The sequence below is a fragment of the Bacillus sp. SD127 genome, from assembly GCF_058566445.1.
The window spans coordinates 2,252,408-2,270,926 of the sequence record NZ_CP191226.1; the positions used below are offsets into that span (position 1 = coordinate 2,252,408).

Below are 18,519 nucleotides of genomic sequence, written 5' to 3' on the forward strand. Positions count from 1 at the left end.
AGGAGATTCATTGATGCCGCAGCAACCCGAAATACAGGATATATATCCCTTGTCTTTTATGCAGGAGGGGATGCTTTTTCATTCGCTGTATGATGAACAGTCGAGAGCTTATTTTGAACAGGCGTCTTTTACAATCAATGGGCAGCTTGACTTAGACCGTTTCCAGAAAAGTATGGACGCTGTTTTTGACAGGTATGAAATCTTTCGAACGACTTTTATCTACAAAAATGTAGCCAAACCTCGTCAGGTGGTGCTTAAAAACCGTCCTTGCCATGTTCATTTTGAAGATATTTCTCATCTTAATGAGAGAGAGAAAGAACATTGTACAGAAGCATTCAAGGAACAAGATAAAAAAAGGGGCTTTGATCTTCAGTCGGATGTACTGATGAGAATATCCGTTTTAAAATGGGCGCCTGAGCGTTACGTGTGCATCTGGAGCCATCACCATATTTTAATGGACGGATGGTGCTTAGGCATCATCATCAAAGACTTTCTCCACATTTATCAAGCGCTGGGAGAAGGGCGGCTTCCATATTTGCAGCCAGTTCAGCCGTACGGAACGTATATTAAATGGCTGATGCAGCAGGATCGTGAAGAGGCAGCTGCATATTGGAAAAAGCGGCTGCAGCATTTCGAGAAAGCTTCTTCTTTGCCAAAAAGAAACCAGCAAGTATCAGAAGGTGAATTACAGCAGGTCACGTTTACCATCTCTGAAAAAGAAACGTCCGATTTGCAGAAAATCGCAGCAGCATCCGGTGCAACGCTTAACACCGTTTTCCAAGCTTTGTGGGGGATTTTGCTGCAAAAATTCAATCGGTGTGACGATGCCGTGTTCGGATCAGTCGTCTCAGGCAGGCCCTCTGGGCTGGAGGATGTAGAAAATATAGTCGGCCTTTTTATCAATACCATTCCCATCCGGGTCCAAAGCAAAGCTCTTTCTTTCTCTGGCCTGGTCAGCCGGATACAAAAGGAAATGACTGAAGCAGAAGCATACAGTTATTTCCCTCTATATGACATTCAAGCACAGAGTGCTCTTAAACAAGAGCTCATTGATCATATTATCGTGTTTGAAAACGTGCCGACCCAGCAAGAAATTGAAGGACTAAACCAGACTGGATCGTTCGGTTTCTCAGTGGAAAACTTTGCGATGGCGGAGGAGACTAATTATGGATGCAGCGTCAAAGTGATTCCAGGCCGCACATTGTTCGTGCGCATCAATTTTCATACAGGTTTATATGAGCCTGGCTTAATGGCTGAGATAAAAGATTATTTACAGCATATGATTTCAGCTGTCATCTCTGATCCTTCTCTTCCTGTTTCAAAGATGACGTTACTAGATAAAGACAAAACACAGAAAATGGTTGCTGAATATAATACGACGGGAGCTGTTTCAGCGTTAGCTCCGACGCTGCACGGGCTGTTTGAACGTCAGGCGGCTTTGACGCCGGATCGGACGGCTTTGCGCTTTTCTGGCGGTTCGCTGACTTACGCGCAGCTTGACATGTACGCCAACAGGCTGGCAGCGCGCCTTACGGCGCATGGTGTTACGAAGGAAAGCATTGTCGGTGTTCTAAGCGAGCGTTCGCCGGACATGCTGACAGCCGTTCTAGCCGTTTTAAAGGCAGGCGGAGCTTATGTGCCTCTTGATCCTGCATATCCAGAGGAACGGCTGAGCTATATGCTGAAAGACAGCGGGGCAGCATTGTTGCTGACGCAGCCGGGATTAAAGGCACCTGATTTTTCCAAGAAGACACTTGAAGTGGATATGACGGTTCTTGCGAATGAAGAATCCGAATATCACTCTCTTCATCAAGCGGACAGCGATTCTCTCGCCTATGTGATCTATACGTCGGGCTCCACTGGACGGCCGAAAGGGGTCGCCGTTGAGCAACGCCAGGCTGTTTCCTTTCTGACCGGCATGCAGATGCAGTTTCCTTTAGAGGAAGACGACATCATTATGATGAAAACGTCTTTTTCCTTTGATGCATCTGTCTGGCAGCTGTTTTGGTGGACGCTTTCAGGTGCTTCGGCCTATCTGCTTCCGTCCGGCTGGGAAAAAGACCCGGCATTGATGGTAAAAGCCATTCGGGAGGAAGGCGTTACAACGGCCCATTTTATTCCGGCCATGCTGAACAGCTTTTTGGATCAAGCGGAAATAGAGGCACCGAGAAGCCTGAAGCGCGTATTCGCCGGAGGTGAACCGCTGGCACCCCATACGGCAGCCCGTTTCGCTTCTTTGCTGCCGGAGACATCGCTGGTTCACGGCTACGGGCCGACAGAAGCAACCGTTGATGCGGCATTTTACGCGTGTGATCCTGAGCTGGACAAGGATCGCTTGCGCCTTCCGATCGGAAAACCCGTGCCTGGCGCGCGTCTGTATGTATTAGATCCTCATTTAGCCGTACAGCCTGTCGGCGTAGCGGGAGAATTGTATATCGCCGGAGCCGGCGTCGCCAGAGGCTACTTGAATCGTCCGGAATTAACAGAAGAACGTTTTCTTGATGATCCATTTTATCCGGGTGAACGCATGTACAAAACGGGTGATTTGGCGCGCTGGCTGCCAGACGGACAGGTTGAATTCCTCGGCCGTCTGGATGACCAGGTGAAAATCCGCGGCTATCGTATTGAGCCGGGAGAAATCGAAGCGGCACTCAGAAGCATTGAAGGCGTGCGGGAAGCGGCTGTAACTGTTCGTACAGAAAGCGGCGAGGCGGAATTATGTGCGTATGCGGAAGGACTCGGCAGAAATGAAGTGCGCAAGCAGCTTGATACTTTGCTTCCGGGCTACATGATCCCTGCTCATATCATTGAGATGGAACAATGGCCGGTTACCCCGAGCGGAAAGCTCGACCGAAAAGCGCTGCCTGCTCCTGACGGAGCGGCAGATCGGGAAACCTACACAGCGCCGACAAACCTGACAGAGATGAAGCTTTCCCAGCTGTGGGAGGAAGTGCTGAAAAGCGGACCTGTCGGCATTCACGACAACTTTTTTGACCGGGGCGGCCATTCCTTAAAAGCCACCGCGCTTGTCTCCCGGATCGCCAAGGAATTCGGCGTCCAAGTGCCGCTGAAGGATGTGTTTGCCCATCCGACGGTAGAAGGTTTGGCTTCTGTCATCAGCGAAGGAACGGAAAGTCCGTATGAAGCCATGAAGCCGGCTGAAAAACGCGAGACCTACCCGGTTTCCTCCGCCCAAAAGCGGATGTATGTGCTCCAGCAGCTGGAGGATGGAGGCACAGGCTACAATATGCCGGCAGTCTTGGAGCTGGAAGGAAAGCTGGATCTTACAAGAATGGATGCCGTATTCAAAAAGCTGATCAAACGCCACGAGTCACTGCGCACGTCCTTTACAACGGACACAGACGGCGAACCGGTTCAGCGCATCCATGACGAAGTGCCGTTTACATTCCACACCTCTGTGCTCGGCGGACAAACTGAACAGGAAGCCGCGGCAGCGTTTATCCAGCCGTTTGACCTCAGCCAAGCTCCGCTGTTTCGAGTGGGGATCGTCAAGGTACCAGACGGGCGGCATCTATTACTGGTCGATATGCATCACATTATTTCAGACGGTGTGTCAGTCAATACGCTCATTCGGGAATTCGGGGAGCTGTACGCCAATCAGGAGCTTCCTCCGCTTCACATTCAATATAAAGACTATGCCGTATGGCAGGAGGCCTTTAAAAAAGGAGACACGTACAAGACGCAGGAGGCGTACTGGCTGAAGCAGCTCGAAGGCGAGCTGCCCGTACTGGACCTGCCGGCTGATTACGCCCGGCCGCCGGTGCGAAGCTTCGCGGGTGATCAAGTCTCATTTACGCTCGATCAAGAACTCACAGCCGGACTTCACAAGCTCGCACGCGAGAACGGAAGCACCCTGTACATGGTGCTCCTGGCAGCTTACACAGCGTTATTGTCGCGCTTAAGCGGACAGGAAGACATCATCGTCGGGTCACCAATTGCCGGACGTCCTCACAAAGATCTTGAGCCGATACTTGGAATGTTCGTCAACACCCTGGCGCTTCGGGCACGCCCGGAGGGCGGGAAGCCATTTGCGCAATTTTTGCAGGAAGTGCGCGAGACCGCATTGGAAGCTTACGAACATCAGGATTATCCGTTCGAAGAGCTTGTCGACAAGCTCGGCATGACGAGGGATATGAGCCGAAATCCGCTGTTTGATGTGATGTTTGTGCTTCAGAATATGGACCAAGAATCCATGCAGCTGAAGGACCTGTGTCTCCGGCCCGCAACAAATGTGGAACATCAAGTATCAAAGTTCGATTTAACCCTGTATGCGTACGAGGGAGCTAATGGATCTATGATGTTTCAAATGGAATATAGCACTGATCTCTATCAGAAAAATACGATTGAAATGTGGCTTCAATATTTAATGAATATGCTACGCGCCATCATCCAAGACAGCGAAGCAGCACTTGGAACAATACATGTATTGGACGAGAATGAAACCCATTTCCTTATCCATGAACTCAACTGCACAAAAAGAGAGTATCCGAGACATGAAACCATCAGCAGGCTGTTTGAGTTACAGGCTGCACAAACGCCTGATGCCATAGCTGTGGCCGGCGATGAACAAACATTAACGTATAAGGAGCTGAACATCCGGGCAAACAGGATTGCTGCTGTTCTTCGGAGAAAAGGAGTCGGACCTGAAACTGTAGTTGCATTATTGACAACACGAACTCCAGAACTTGCAGCAGGAATGCTCGGCATTTTGAAAGCTGGAGGAGCCTATTTGCCTATCGCTAAGGATCTTCCTCCTGACCGAATATCATATATGCTGTCAGACAGCGGTGCAAAAATACTTCTTCAATCTGAAAAAGCAAACAATCAACGATTAGACTTAGAGCTTACATGTGAGCAAATCGTCATCGAAGAGATTCAAGGACAAGGAGAAACGAAGAACTTTGAATCTCAAGCAGGGCCACATTCACTCGCTTATATCATCTATACCTCAGGTTCAACCGGCAAACCGAAGGGTGTCATGATTGAGCAGCGAAGTGTGATCCGTCTTGTCAAAAACAGCAATTACATTGAATTTACACCTGGAGACCGGCTTCTGCTGACTTCTTCACTCGGTTTTGATGTCGTTACATTTGAAATACTCGGGCCGCTGCTAAATGGCGCTGCTTTGCATCTCACAGATAAAGAAACATTTCTGGATTCCCATCAGCTTAAGAGATACATAGAACAAAACGGAATCACCACAATGTGGCTGACTGCATCTCTTTTCAACCATTTAACAGAACAGAATGAGAAAATATTTTCCCGGCTCATAAATCTGATTATTGGCGGAGAAGCTCTGTCAGCCAGTCATGTCAATCGAATCAAGCAAGCATGCCCGGAATTGTCAATCTGGAACGGATATGGGCCGACTGAGAATACAACATTTTCAACTTGTTTTCACATTGAAAAACTGTATGAACATTCCATTCCGATCGGCCGGCCGATTGGTAATTCAACCGCATTTATCTTAAATAAATGGGGGATGCTGCAGCCGATCGGAGCTGTCGGTGAACTGTGTGTCGGCGGAGATGGTGTGGCAAGAGGCTATCTTGGTCGACCAGACCTGACGAAAGAGAAATTTGTGCCAAATCCATTTGCGCCCGGCGAACAAATGTACCGTACCGGTGATCTGGCACGCTGGCTGCCGGACGGCACAATTGAATATGTAGGCCGTGTCGATGATCAGGTAAAAATAAGGGGGTACCGGGTTGAGCTCGGTGAGATTGAATCAGCGCTTCGTCATATAGACGGTGTCAAAGAAGCAGCTGTATTGGCGCGAACAGGACAATTAGGCAGCAAGGAGCTTTACGCCTATATAAGCGTAAAAGAGGGTACAGATGCTGAACAAGTGCGTACTCACCTTTCTCAAATGCTGCCAGGCTATATGATGCCGGCCTATGTGATAGAAATGGATGCTCTCCCGCTCACTGCCAACGGAAAATTGAACCGAAAAGCACTGCCTGAACCAGATATTACATCTAAACAAACGTACGTCCCGCCTCGAAATGACCTTGAAGAACAGCTTGCGATCATATGGCAGGAGGTTCTCGGGACACAGAGGATCGGAATAGAAGATTCGTTTTTTGAACTAGGCGGAGATTCAATTAAGGCTCTTCAAGTATCCGCGCGCCTCGGACGTTATGGGTGGAGCTTGCATGCAAGCGATTTATTCCGCCATCCGAACATAAAAGATTTATCAGCAGTCATCCGGAAGACAGAAAGAGTAATAGACCAAGGATCTGTTCAGGGAGCTGTCCCATGGACACCTATTCAGCATTGGTTCCTCTCTCAGGATATAGAAGATAGACACCATTTTAACCAGTCTGTCATGCTGTTTAGTCCTGATTGTTTGTCGGAAAATGCACTGCGCGCATCATTAAAAAAACTGGCAGAGCATCATGATGCCCTGCGGATGATTTATCGGGATGATAGCGGACAACAGATGCAAATCAACCAAGATATTCATGAATCCAAACTGTACAGCTTAAGGATTTCTGATTTTTCAGATCCGGGAATCGATTGGGAAACGAGCATTAAAGAAGAAGTGGCAAATCTTCAGCAAAGTATCAATCTCCAACAAGGACCATTACTGCATGCCGCTTGGTTTAAAACGCTGTCCGGAGATTATTTATTTCTCACGATTCATCATTTGGTCGTTGATGGGGTATCATGGAGAATTTTACTGGAGGACCTGTCAGCGGCATATCATCAAGCAGCTTCAGGACAGGCTATACAGCTTCCGCCTAAAACAGATTCCTATCAGGAATACGCACGGCGAATTCAAGATTATGCCCAAAGCAGCAAGCTGATTCGCGAGGAAACGTACTGGCGGACGGTTGAAGAGGAAAAAGCAGCGGAACTGCCATACGAAATGCCTTATATGGAGAATATGAACAGCAGTGTAAGGGAAACATTGCGCTTTTCACTCACTGAAGCAGACACCGCGGTCTTGCTGCAAAAGGTAAACCACGCTTATGGCACAGATACACAAGATATTCTATTGACGGCGGCTTCCTTAGCGATTTGTGACTGGACAGGGGGCAGCAAGCTCCGTATGGCAATGGAGGGACACGGGAGAGAACACATTCTGCCGGATTTAGACATCAGCCGGACGGTTGGCTGGTTTACATCCATTTACCCCGTCCTTATTGACTTTGAAAATCAAGCGGATGAGCTTGGAACCGCAGTTAAAACCGTGAAAGATACATTGGGCCGGATACCGAACAAAGGGGTAGGGTACGGCATGTTGAAATATCTTACACATCCCGAACATAAAAGCATGGTGTTTTCAAAAACACCTGAAATCGGCTTTAACTATTTAGGGCAGTTCAACGACAGAGAAAGTCAAGACCGTTTCCGCCCATCCGGTCTTGGGAGCGGTAAGGACATCACTCCTACTTGGAAGCGGGAGCAGCTTATTGAGATGAGTGCGATGGCAGCAGAAAATCAGCTTCATTTTCAGCTCAGCTATCCGCCGGCACGGTTTCACAGGGTTACAATGGAGCGGCTCATCAACATGATTGAATGCTATTTGCGGGATATTATGAAACACTGTGCTGAAAAACAGAACACAGAAAAGACGCTGAGCGATTTCAGCAGCCAATCATTAACGGCAGAGGATTTGGACAGTATATCCAGCTTGGTGGAAGACTTGTAGAAAATCGTGACAGGGAGATATGAACATGACAAAAGCGAATTCAATACAGGATATTTATCCGCTGTCTTATATGCAGGAAGGAATGCTTTTTCATTCCCTCCTGCAAAAAGATTCACGGGCATATGTTGAACAAGCCTCTTTTACAATAGAGGGAGAAGTCAATTTGCAGTTTTTCCAAGAGAGCATCAATGCTTTAGTAGCAAGACATGACATTTTCAGAACGATTTTCATCAGCCAAAATGTCTCTTCACCTCAGCAGGTTGTCCTGAGGGAACGGACTGTCAGTGTACTGGAGGAGGACATTGCTCATTTAGATGAAGCGGGCCAATCTGCGTTTGTCGAACAAATAAAAGAAAAGGACCGCGCCAAAGGGTTTCATCTGCAAAAAGATATGCTCATGCGCATCACACTTATTCGAACCGGAAAGCGGCAATATACTTGTATTTGGACCTTTCATCACATCATGATGGACGGCTGGTGCCTCGGCATTGTACTAAAAGAATTCCTTCAGATTTATGCATCAAAAACAAAAGGGGCTCCATTATCATTGGAGCCCGTTCAGCCATACGGAACTTATATCAATTGGCTGATGGAGCAAGATAAAGAGAAAGCTGTTTCCTATTGGGACAATTATCTTTCCGGCATTAAGCAGCAAACCTTGCTCCCGAAGCAGAAAAAAACAAAGAGCACAAGCAGGCAGGAGCAAATTACATTTTCATTTTCAAAAGAAGACAGCAGCAGGCTGTCAGAGCTTGCCGTAAGAGAAGAAGTCACACTCAGTACAATTTTCCATACCCTATGGGGAATTCTTCTTCAAAAATATAACAATAGTGATGACGCGGTATTCGGTTCTGTCATTTCAGGAAGGCCCTCAGACATTGAAGGAATTGAACAAATGGTCGGGCTTTTCATCAACACGATTCCCATACGGCTGCATGGATCAAAAACGCCATTTTTACAGCTCGTAAAAGACATGCAAAAGGATCGCCTTGCTGCAGAAGCATACAGCTACCATCCTCTATACGAGATACAGTCCCGTTCAGCAGTCAAGCAAGGTTTGATTGATCACATTCTTGTATTCGAAAACTATCCGGTGCAGAAAGAAATAGAAATGCTGAACAGCCAGGAGCCTGATTCAGATCTTTTTCAGATTCATAACTTTACGGTAGCGGATGAAACCAATTACAGCTTTTATCTTATGGTGGCGCCAGCGGAAGAAATCCATATAAAAATGAGCTATGATGCAGCACTGCATGACCGATCCTTTGTGCTTTCTGTTAAGGAGCATCTTTTGAACACTGTTTCCCAAATCTTAGATCATCCGCATCTCTCACCCGAAGACATCGATATCACAACAGACACTGAAAAGCTGCAGCTGATTGGGGAAATCAAAGATCACAAACCAGTTTATGAAACCATCCATGCCATGTTTGAAAAACAGGCAGAAAGGACGCCTGACGCGCGGGCTGTGATTGATCAAGCGCATTCTCTGACCTATAAAGAATTGAACGAATCCGCCAACAGATTGGCACGGCATTTGCGGAAAAAAGGCGTTATGAGGCAGGAACCTGTCGCAATCATGATGGAACGCTCAACTGAGTTCATTACAGGTATTCTCGGTATATTGAAGGCTGGAGGCGCCATTGTTCCAATCGATCCCCATTATCCGTCTGACAGAATAAATTATATTCTAAATGACTGCGGCTGCTCTCATGTCGTTTCACAAGCGCATTTTGCACCTTTGCTTGAGACTGGCCTGAATGTTACCTATATAGAAGATACTCAAATCGAAGACGGCAGCTGCTTACATTCAGTGAATAGTGCGGACGATCTGCTCTATATGATTTACACATCAGGCACAACGGGAAAACCAAAAGGCGTTCAATTTGAACATCGAAATATGGCTAACTTGCTGCAGTTCGAATTCACTCGCTCTGGCATTGACTTTGAAAATGATGTTTTGCAATTTGCAACTCCTGCCTTTGACGTCTGCTATCAAGAAATATTTTCAACATTGCTGGGAGGCGGCACACTTCATATCGTGCCTGAAGCTATAAAAAGAGACGTGCCTCAGCTGTTTGCATTTATAAAAGAGCATCAGATGACTATTGTGTTTCTCCCAACGGCTTTTATCAAAATGATTTTCAGCGAACAGGAATTTGCGAACGCGTTTCCTCATGATGTAAAACACCTGATTACAGCCGGTGAGCAATTAATCGTTTCCAGTCTCCTCAAAGATGTTTTGTGTCAGCGCAGCATGTACTTGCACAATCATTATGGACCTTCAGAAACTCATGTAGTGTCGGCATATACCATACATCCGGGTGACCAAATTCCGGAGTTTCCTCCGATCGGAAAACCGATTGATTGTACTGATCTGTATATTTTAAATCGCCAAAAACAGCTGCAGCCTCGGGGAGTATCAGGAGAACTTTATATTTCCGGTTCAAGTGTGGCCAGAGGTTATATCAATAACGATAAACTGACGCGAGAGAAATTTTTACCCGATCCTTTCAGGCCCGGAGCGGTCATGTACCGAACGGGAGATGTAGCGAGAATTCGTGAAGACGGCAGCTTTGAATATATCGGTCGAGCCGACGATCAAGTGAAAATCAGAGGTTATCGAATCGAGCCGCAAGAAATAGAAATCGCGTTAATGAAGCATCCAGAGGTCAAAGAAGCTGCTATTCTTATCCGGCAAAATCAAGGTGAAGAACATGAGTTATGCGCTTATTATTGCAGTATGCACAGGCTGGATTCCTCGGCTTTGCGACAATATCTGGCAAATGAGCTCCCAGAATATATGATTCCGGCCAAATGGGTCTGGGTTGACAGCATTCCTTTGACGCCGAACGGAAAAGTCGATCAATCAGCTCTTCCAGAACCGGAAGCTTCAATCAGCAGTAATACATACGCTGCTCCGCGGAACCTGTTAGAGGTAAAGCTTTCGCAGCTGTTTGAAGATGTGCTGAAGGAAGCCCCGATCGGCATTCACGACAACTTTTTTGACCGCGGCGGACACTCGTTAAAAGCAACGGTGCTTGTGTCGCGAATCGCCAAGGAATTTCATGTTCAAGTCCCGCTGAAGGACGTATTTGCCCATCCGACAGTGGAAGGATTGGCTCTCATTATTCGACATGCAGAGGAAAATCCCTTTGCATCGGTTGCACAGGCAAAAGAACAACCGACGTACCCAGTATCATCAGCTCAAAAGCGGATGTACGTGCTCCAGCATCTAGATAATGGCGGTGTCGGCTACAACATGCCGGCAGTTTTAGAACTGGAAGGGAAGCTTGATCGCGAAAAACTGGCTGCTGTATTCAAGGAACTGATCAGCCGGCATGAGCCGCTTCGAACGTCCTTTGTGCCGGGAGAAGATGCCGAGCCCGTACAGCGTATTCACAGTGAGGTTCCGTTTACGTTAAGTGAAGAAGCCTCTGCTGCTGGATTTGTCCGTCCATTTGACCTCAGTCAAGCGCCGTTATTCAGAGCTGGCCTTGTGAAACTGGCGAACGAGAAGCATTTGTTGCTGGTGGACATGCATCATATCATTTCCGATGGTGTATCCGTTCAGCTTTTAATCCGCGAATTCACTGAGCGCTATGCAGATCGGGCGCTTAAGCCGTTACGAATCCAATATAAAGATTACGCCGTTTGGCAGCAGGAATTTCAAAAGGGAGACACATACAAAAAGCAGGAGACTTACTGGCTGAGACAGTTTAGCGGTGAGCTGCCGGTGCTCGAGCTCCCAACAGACAAGCGCCGACCGGCAGAACGGAATTTTACAGGCGGCAAAGTTTTATTTCAAATGAATGAAGAAATCACGTCCCGTCTGAAGCAGCTAGCCCGCAAAAATGAGAGCACGCTGTACATGACGCTACTCGCATTGTATTCAGCTTTTTTGTCGCGGTTAAGCGGTCAGGAAGACATCGTGATCGGTTCGCCTATTGCCGGACGCCCGCATGCCGATCTTGAATCGGTCCTTGGCATGTTCGTCAATACATTAGCGCTCCGGACGCACCCAGCCGGCAATAAGACATTTACAAATTTTCTCAAGGAAGTCAAGCAGACTGCACTGGAAGCCTATGAGCATCAGGATTATCCGTTTGAAGAGCTGGTTGATCAACTCGGTGTGCAGCGGGAAATGAGCCGGAATCCGCTGTTTGATACAACACTTGTGCTGCAAAATATGGAAAAGCAAACGCTGAAAATGAATGATTTGCTGCTTAGATGGAACGATTTGCAGCATCCGATATCTAAGTTCGATATTTCCCTGTATGTCACAGAGCATGAGGCTGAGCTGTACTGTCAGTTTGAATACAGTACCGCTTTGTTTGAAAAAGATACCGTTCAAAGATGGGCCGACCTTTTTATGACACTTGTGGAAAACACAGCTTCCAGTCCTGACATGGAATTGGACAATATCCCGATCCTGACAATAGAAGAAGAAAGGTCTTTCATTGACTCGTGCCATCCGCTTGAGGAGACAGGCTATCCGTTGAAACAGACCCTGCACCATGCACTCGAACAGCAAGCGGCAAAAACACCTGACCAACCGGCCGTGATCGTTGAAGACGGAGAGATAACCTACAAGGAATTGAACGAACAGGCTAACCGTGTAGCCTGGGAGCTGATCGACCGCGGAGTAAAAGCCGAAACGACTGTTGCCATTATGGGTAGGCGTTCCCCTGAAATGCTGATCGGGATTTATGCGATTCTAAAAGCAGGCGGCGCTTATCTTCCTATTGACCCGGATTATCCAGAGGAACGGATCCGCTTTTTGCTGAAGGACAGCGATTCTGGCATTCTCCTTATTCAATCTGACAATCTAGACATTCCAGCTTTTGATGGAGAAATCGTTCATCTCAGTCAATTAAACAGCGGGCTGAAACGTCGTCTGTCCAATCCAAATGTTGAAGTCTATCCGGATTCTTTAGCCTATGTGATTTATACATCCGGCTCTACTGGAAGACCTAAGGGTGTACAGGTTGAACATCAATCTGCAGTGAATTTTTTAAATTCCCTTCAGTTCCGCTATCCTTTGAACCAATCGGACGTCATTTTGCATAAAACGTCGTATTCCTTCGATGCTTCGATATGGGAGCTGTTTTGGTGGCCGTATGCTGGCGCCTCTGTTTATCTGCTTCCTCAAGGAGGCGAAAAAGAACCGGACATGATATTGAAGGTCATAGAAGAACAGCAGATTACAGCGATGCATTTTGTGCCTTCTATGCTTCATGCGTTTTTAGAATATCTAAAAAATGGCCCTGTACCGATCAAAACGAACAGGCTGAAGAGGGTGTTTTCTGGAGGCGAACAGCTGGGGGCACATCTTGTCTCTCGGTTCTGTGAATTGCTGCCAGATGTTACATTAACCAATTCCTATGGGCCTACCGAAGCTACTGTAGAAGCGGCATTCTTTGATTGCCCGCTGGATGAAAAACTTGACCGCATTCCCATTGGCAAACCTATTCATCATGTCAGATTGTATATTCTGAACCAGAAGCAGAGGATGCTGCCTGCTGGATGTATCGGAGAATTGTATATCGCCGGAGCCGGCGTCGCCAGAGGCTACTTGAATCGTCCGGAATTAACAGAAGAACGTTTTCTTGATGATCCATTTTATCCGGGAGAGCGCATGTACAAAACGGGTGATCTGGCGCGCTGGCTCCCAGACGGACAGGTTGAATTCCTCGGCCGTCTGGATGACCAGGTGAAAATCCGCGGCTACCGGATTGAGCCGGGAGAAATCGAAGCGGCGCTCAGAAGCATAGAAGGCGTGCGGGAAGCGGCTGTGACTGTTCGTACAGAATTCGGCGAGGCGGAATTATGTGCGTATGCGGAAGGGCTCGGGAGAAATGAAGTGCGCAAGCAGCTTGAGACATTGCTTCCGGGCTATATGATTCCTGCTCATATCATTGAGATGGAACAATGGCCGGTTACCCCGAGCGGAAAGCTCGACCGAAAAGCGCTGCCTGCTCCTGACGGAGCGGCAGATCGGGAAACCTACACAGCGCCGAGAAACCTGACAGAGATGAAGCTTTCCCAGCTGTGGGAGGAAGTGCTGAAAAGCGGACCTGTCGGCATTCACGACAACTTTTTTGACCGGGGCGGCCATTCCTTAAAAGCCACCGCGCTTGTCTCCCGGATCGCCAAGGAACTCGGCGTCCAAGTGCCGCTGAAGGATGTGTTTGCCCATCCGACGGTAGAAGGTTTGGCTTCTGTCATCAGCGAAGGAACGGAAAGTCCGTATGAAGCCATTAAGCCGGCTGAAAAACGCGAGACCTACCCGGTTTCCTCCGCCCAAAAGCGGATGTATGTGCTCCAGCAGCTGGAGGATGGAGGCACAGGCTACAATATGCCGGCAGTCTTGGAGCTGGAAGGAAAGCTGGATCTTACAAGAATGGATGCCGTATTCAAAAAGCTGATCAAACGCCACGAGTCACTGCGGACGTCCTTTACAACGGACACAGGCGGCGAGCCGGTTCAGCGCATCCATGACGAAGTGCCGTTTACATTCCACACCTCTGTGCTCGGCGGACAAACTGAACAGGAAGCCGCGGCAGCGTTTATCCAGCCGTTTGAGCTCAGCCAAGCTCCGCTGTTCCGAGCGGGGATCGTCAAGGTATCAGACGGGCGGCATCTATTACTGGTCGATATGCATCACATTATTTCAGACGGTGTGTCAGTCAATACGCTCATTCGGGAATTCGGGGAGCTGTACGCCAATCAGGAGCTACCTGCGCTTCACATTCAATATAAAGACTATGCCGTATGGCAGGAGGCCTTTAAAAAAGGAGACACGTACAAGACGCAGGAGGCATACTGGCTGAAGCAGCTCGAAGGCGAGCTGCCCGTACTGGACCTGCCGGCTGATCACGCCCGACCGCCGGTGCGAAGCTTCGCAGGTGATCAAGTTTCATTTACGCTCGATCAAGAACTCACAGCCGGGCTTCACAAACTCGCACGCGAGAACGGAAGCACCCTGTACATGGTGCTCCTGGCAGCTTACACAGCGTTATTGTCGCGCTTAAGCGGACAGGAAGACATCATCGTCGGGTCACCAATTGCCGGACGTCCTCACAAAGATCTTGAGCCGATACTTGGAATGTTCGTCAACACGCTGGCGCTTCGGGCACGCCCGGAGGGCGGGAAGCCCTTTGCGCAATTTTTGCAGGAAGTGCGTGAGACCGCATTGGAAGCTTACGAACATCAGGATTATCCGTTCGAAGAGCTTGTCGACAAGCTCAGCGTGACAAGGGATATGAGCCGAAATCCAGTGTTTGATGCCATGTTAGTCGTTCAAAATACAGAGCAACAGACTTTGGAGCTGGCTGACATACAACTCCAGCCGGCCGGCGTTTCTCATCATGTTTCTAAGTTTGATATCACATTGCAGGCTTCTGAGGGTGACGAGCAAATTCATTTGCAATTTGAATATTCGACTGCACTTTTTCAAGAAGCAACGATAAAACAATGGACATATCACCTGACAAATTTGCTGAGTCATATTGTCAAAAATCCGAACACACTTCTTAACAATATCGACATTCTGACTCATGAAGAGCGAAACAAACTGCTGAATGAGTTTAACAGCGGGCAAGAAAATGAACATAAAGTGCAAACAATCGATCAGCTGTTTGAAAAACAAGCAACGCTGACTCCGAATGCTCCTGCACTCGTCAGCAAAGAAAACACGCTCACCTATCAGGAACTGGACGAATGGTCCAATGGCATTGCATGGGCCCTGCGAGACCGCGGGGTTAAGCCGGACACACCAGTCGGAATTATGATGCCTCGTTCATTCAGCATGATTGCAGCCATTCTGGGCGTTTGGAAAGCCGGCGGCTGTTATGTCCCGATTGATCCGGAATACCCGGCGGAACGGAAACGCTATATACTCGACGACAGCCGAACCAAACTGCTCATCACTTTACCTGCTGCGGAGCAAGAAGCACTTGAAGATTTTGAAGGTGAGATATTCGCTATAGAGACCGCGGAGACATACGACGGATCACCGCTTCCGCAAGTGTCACGCCCTCAGCATTTGGCTTATATCATTTATACTTCAGGAACGACAGGCCAGCCAAAAGGCGTGATGGTCGAGCATAAAGGAATAGCCAACACCCTGCAGTGGCGGCGAAATGCTTATGCTTTGAATGAGACAGACACAGTCCTTCAGCTCTTTTCTTTTTCGTTTGACGGCTTTTTAACAAGTATGTTCACACCGCTTTTGTCAGGTGCAAAGACAGTGCTGCCTGATGAAAACGAAGCGAAAGATATTTTGTCCATTAAGCATGATCTATCTCATCATCGGATTACACATATGATTATCGTCCCTGTTTTATATCGGGCACTTTTGGACGTCATACAGCCGGAAGATGCGAAGACGCTTAGAGTAGTCACGCTTGCAGGAGAAGCAGCTGACCGGGAATTGATAGACCGCAGCATGGAAATATGCCCGAATACAGAGCTAGCAAATGAATATGGGCCGACAGAAAACAGTGTGGCAACCACAGCCATGAGACATATGGAACGGCAGAAAAACGTATGCATCGGCCGGCCGATCGACAATACTGAAGTGCTGATTTTAAACGGGGATCAGCTTCAGCCAATCGGCGTTGCCGGCGAGCTTTGTATAGCAGGAACAGGGCTTGCGAGAGGGTACGTCAATCTTCCGGAACTGACAGCAAAAACATTCGTTCAGCACCCATTCCAGCCCGAAAAACAGATGTATCGAACAGGTGACGCAGCCAGATGGATGGCAGACGGTACAATCGAATACTTAGGACGAATGGACGATCAAGTCAAAATCAGAGGCCACCGTGTAGAAACGAAAGAAATTGAATCAGTTATCCGCCGTATAAACGGAGTAAAAGAGGCTGTTGTCCTTGCTCGCGAAACAGCGCCTGCTCAAACCGAATTGTGTGCTTACATTGTGGCAGAGCAAGACTTTAATACAGAAATGTTGCGTGCCGAATTAAAAAAACAGCTGCCTTTGTATATGATGCCGGCGTTTATTCAAACGCTGGACTCGCTTCCTTTGTCACCAAATGGCAAGCTGGATCGCCGGGCACTTCCAGAACCGGCATTCAATCAAGTACGTACATTTCATGCACCGAACAGCGAGATGGAACAAAAACTGGCAGATATATGGGGTGAAGTGCTCGGTGCAGAGAAAATCGGAATTGATGATTCGTTCTTTGAGCTCGGAGGAGATTCCATTAAAGCGTTACAGGTGTCAGCACGGCTTCATCGAATCGGGAAACAAATGTCGGTTAAAGATTTATTCAGTCATCCGACAATTAAAGAACTGGCAGCATATATCCGTGATTCCAATACTAGTGCCAGCCAAGCTCCGGTTGAGGGAGAAGTACAGTGGTCACCTGTTCAAAAATGGTTCCTTTCTCAAGATATAAAAGAGAAACACCATTTTAATCAATCTGTTATGCTGCATCGGAGTACCTCCGTTCAAGAAGACGCGCTGCGCAAAACGTTAAAAGCCATCACAATCCACCACGATGCGCTGCGAATGGTGTTCACACAGTCTGAGCAAGGCAAATGGGTTCAATATAATCGGCCGGTCAGTCATTCAGACGACGCGCTGTACAGCCTACAGATCATCAATCTTAAAGGTTCAGAAGTCAATGAATATGAATCTCTGATTAAACATCATGTACGTGACATTCAGCAGAACATAGATTTGGAAAAAGGGCCGCTATTGCAGGCCGGACTTTTCCGTACAGATGATGGAGACTTTTTGTTCCTAACGGCTCATCACTTCATCGTTGACGGCGTCTCATGGCGTGTCCTGCTGGAGGATTTGGCAACCGGATACCGTCAGGCTGTAAACGGAGAAGACATTGATTTGCCGCCTAAAACAAGCTCTTTCAAAGCATATACGGAAAAACTCGCTGACTATGCTGAAAGCCGTCAGCTTATGAAACAGCTCGCATATTGGCGCGAAGCTGAAGAGTATCAAACAGAAGCACTGCCGTTTGATCAAATGAACGCTCAAACTTTAAATGAGAGAAAACGGGATACAGTTTCATTCTCTCTAAATACAAAAGAGACGGATGCGCTTTTAAAAAGCGTCAACAGTATATATAACACAGATACGCAAGATATGCTGCTGGCTTCCGTGATTCTAGCTTTGCGGGATTGGACAAAACAATCCGCCGTCAAATTGTCATTAGAAAGCCACGGACGCGAGGATGTGTTAGACGGCATAGATGTCAGCCGCACGGTTGGATGGTTTACCGCCATTTATCCATTATTCGTCAAACTAGATTCAGACTTGTCCGACAAGGATCAAGAAGAATACTTGGTTCATGTGTTAAAAACAACAAAAGATACACTGAGACGCGTTCCGGACAAAGGATTCGGCTACGGTGTACTCAAATATTTGACCCCGCCTGAGAAAACTGACCTTGATTTCACCGGCACGGCGGACATCAGCTTCAACTATCTGGGTCAATTTGAAAACAGCCGTACAACTGAAGCGCCTGATGAAAACACCTTCTCGTTTTCTCCGCTCGGGACCGGAGAAGATATCAGCACTTCTTGGAACCGTGAGCAAACGCTTGACATCAGTGCGATGGCAGCAGAAGGAAAAATGACAGTCAACATGACGTACGAAACATCCCGTTTCCAGCATAAAACAATCGCACAGCTTTGTGAGAATTGCCATCACTACTTACTGAAGCTGATTGATCACTGTCTGAACAAAACAGAAACAGAAAAAACCATCAGCGATTTTGATGATCATGAACTGACCGAGGACGCGCTCCAAGAAATCGCTGATATGCTCAGTTTTCACTAATGAAACCGTATAGAAAGGT

General features: G+C 47.7%; 2 protein-coding genes. Both read left to right on the top strand.

The features are described from left to right. The first annotated feature begins 13 nt into the window (after nt 1-13). Complete coding sequence (gene fenE / locus ACQVGS_RS12030) at nt 14-7,678, top strand: fengycin non-ribosomal peptide synthetase FenE (RefSeq protein ID WP_491830266.1); 7,665 nt, start codon at nt 14-16, stop codon at nt 7,676-7,678. Between the two features lie 25 nt (nt 7,679-7,703). Beyond that, nucleotides 7,704-18,500: a fengycin non-ribosomal peptide synthetase FenA gene (fenA, locus tag ACQVGS_RS12035; protein ID WP_491830267.1), complete on the top strand. Its 10,797-nt coding sequence runs from the start codon at nt 7,704-7,706 to the stop codon at nt 18,498-18,500. The last annotated feature ends 19 nt before the right edge of the window (nt 18,501-18,519 follow it).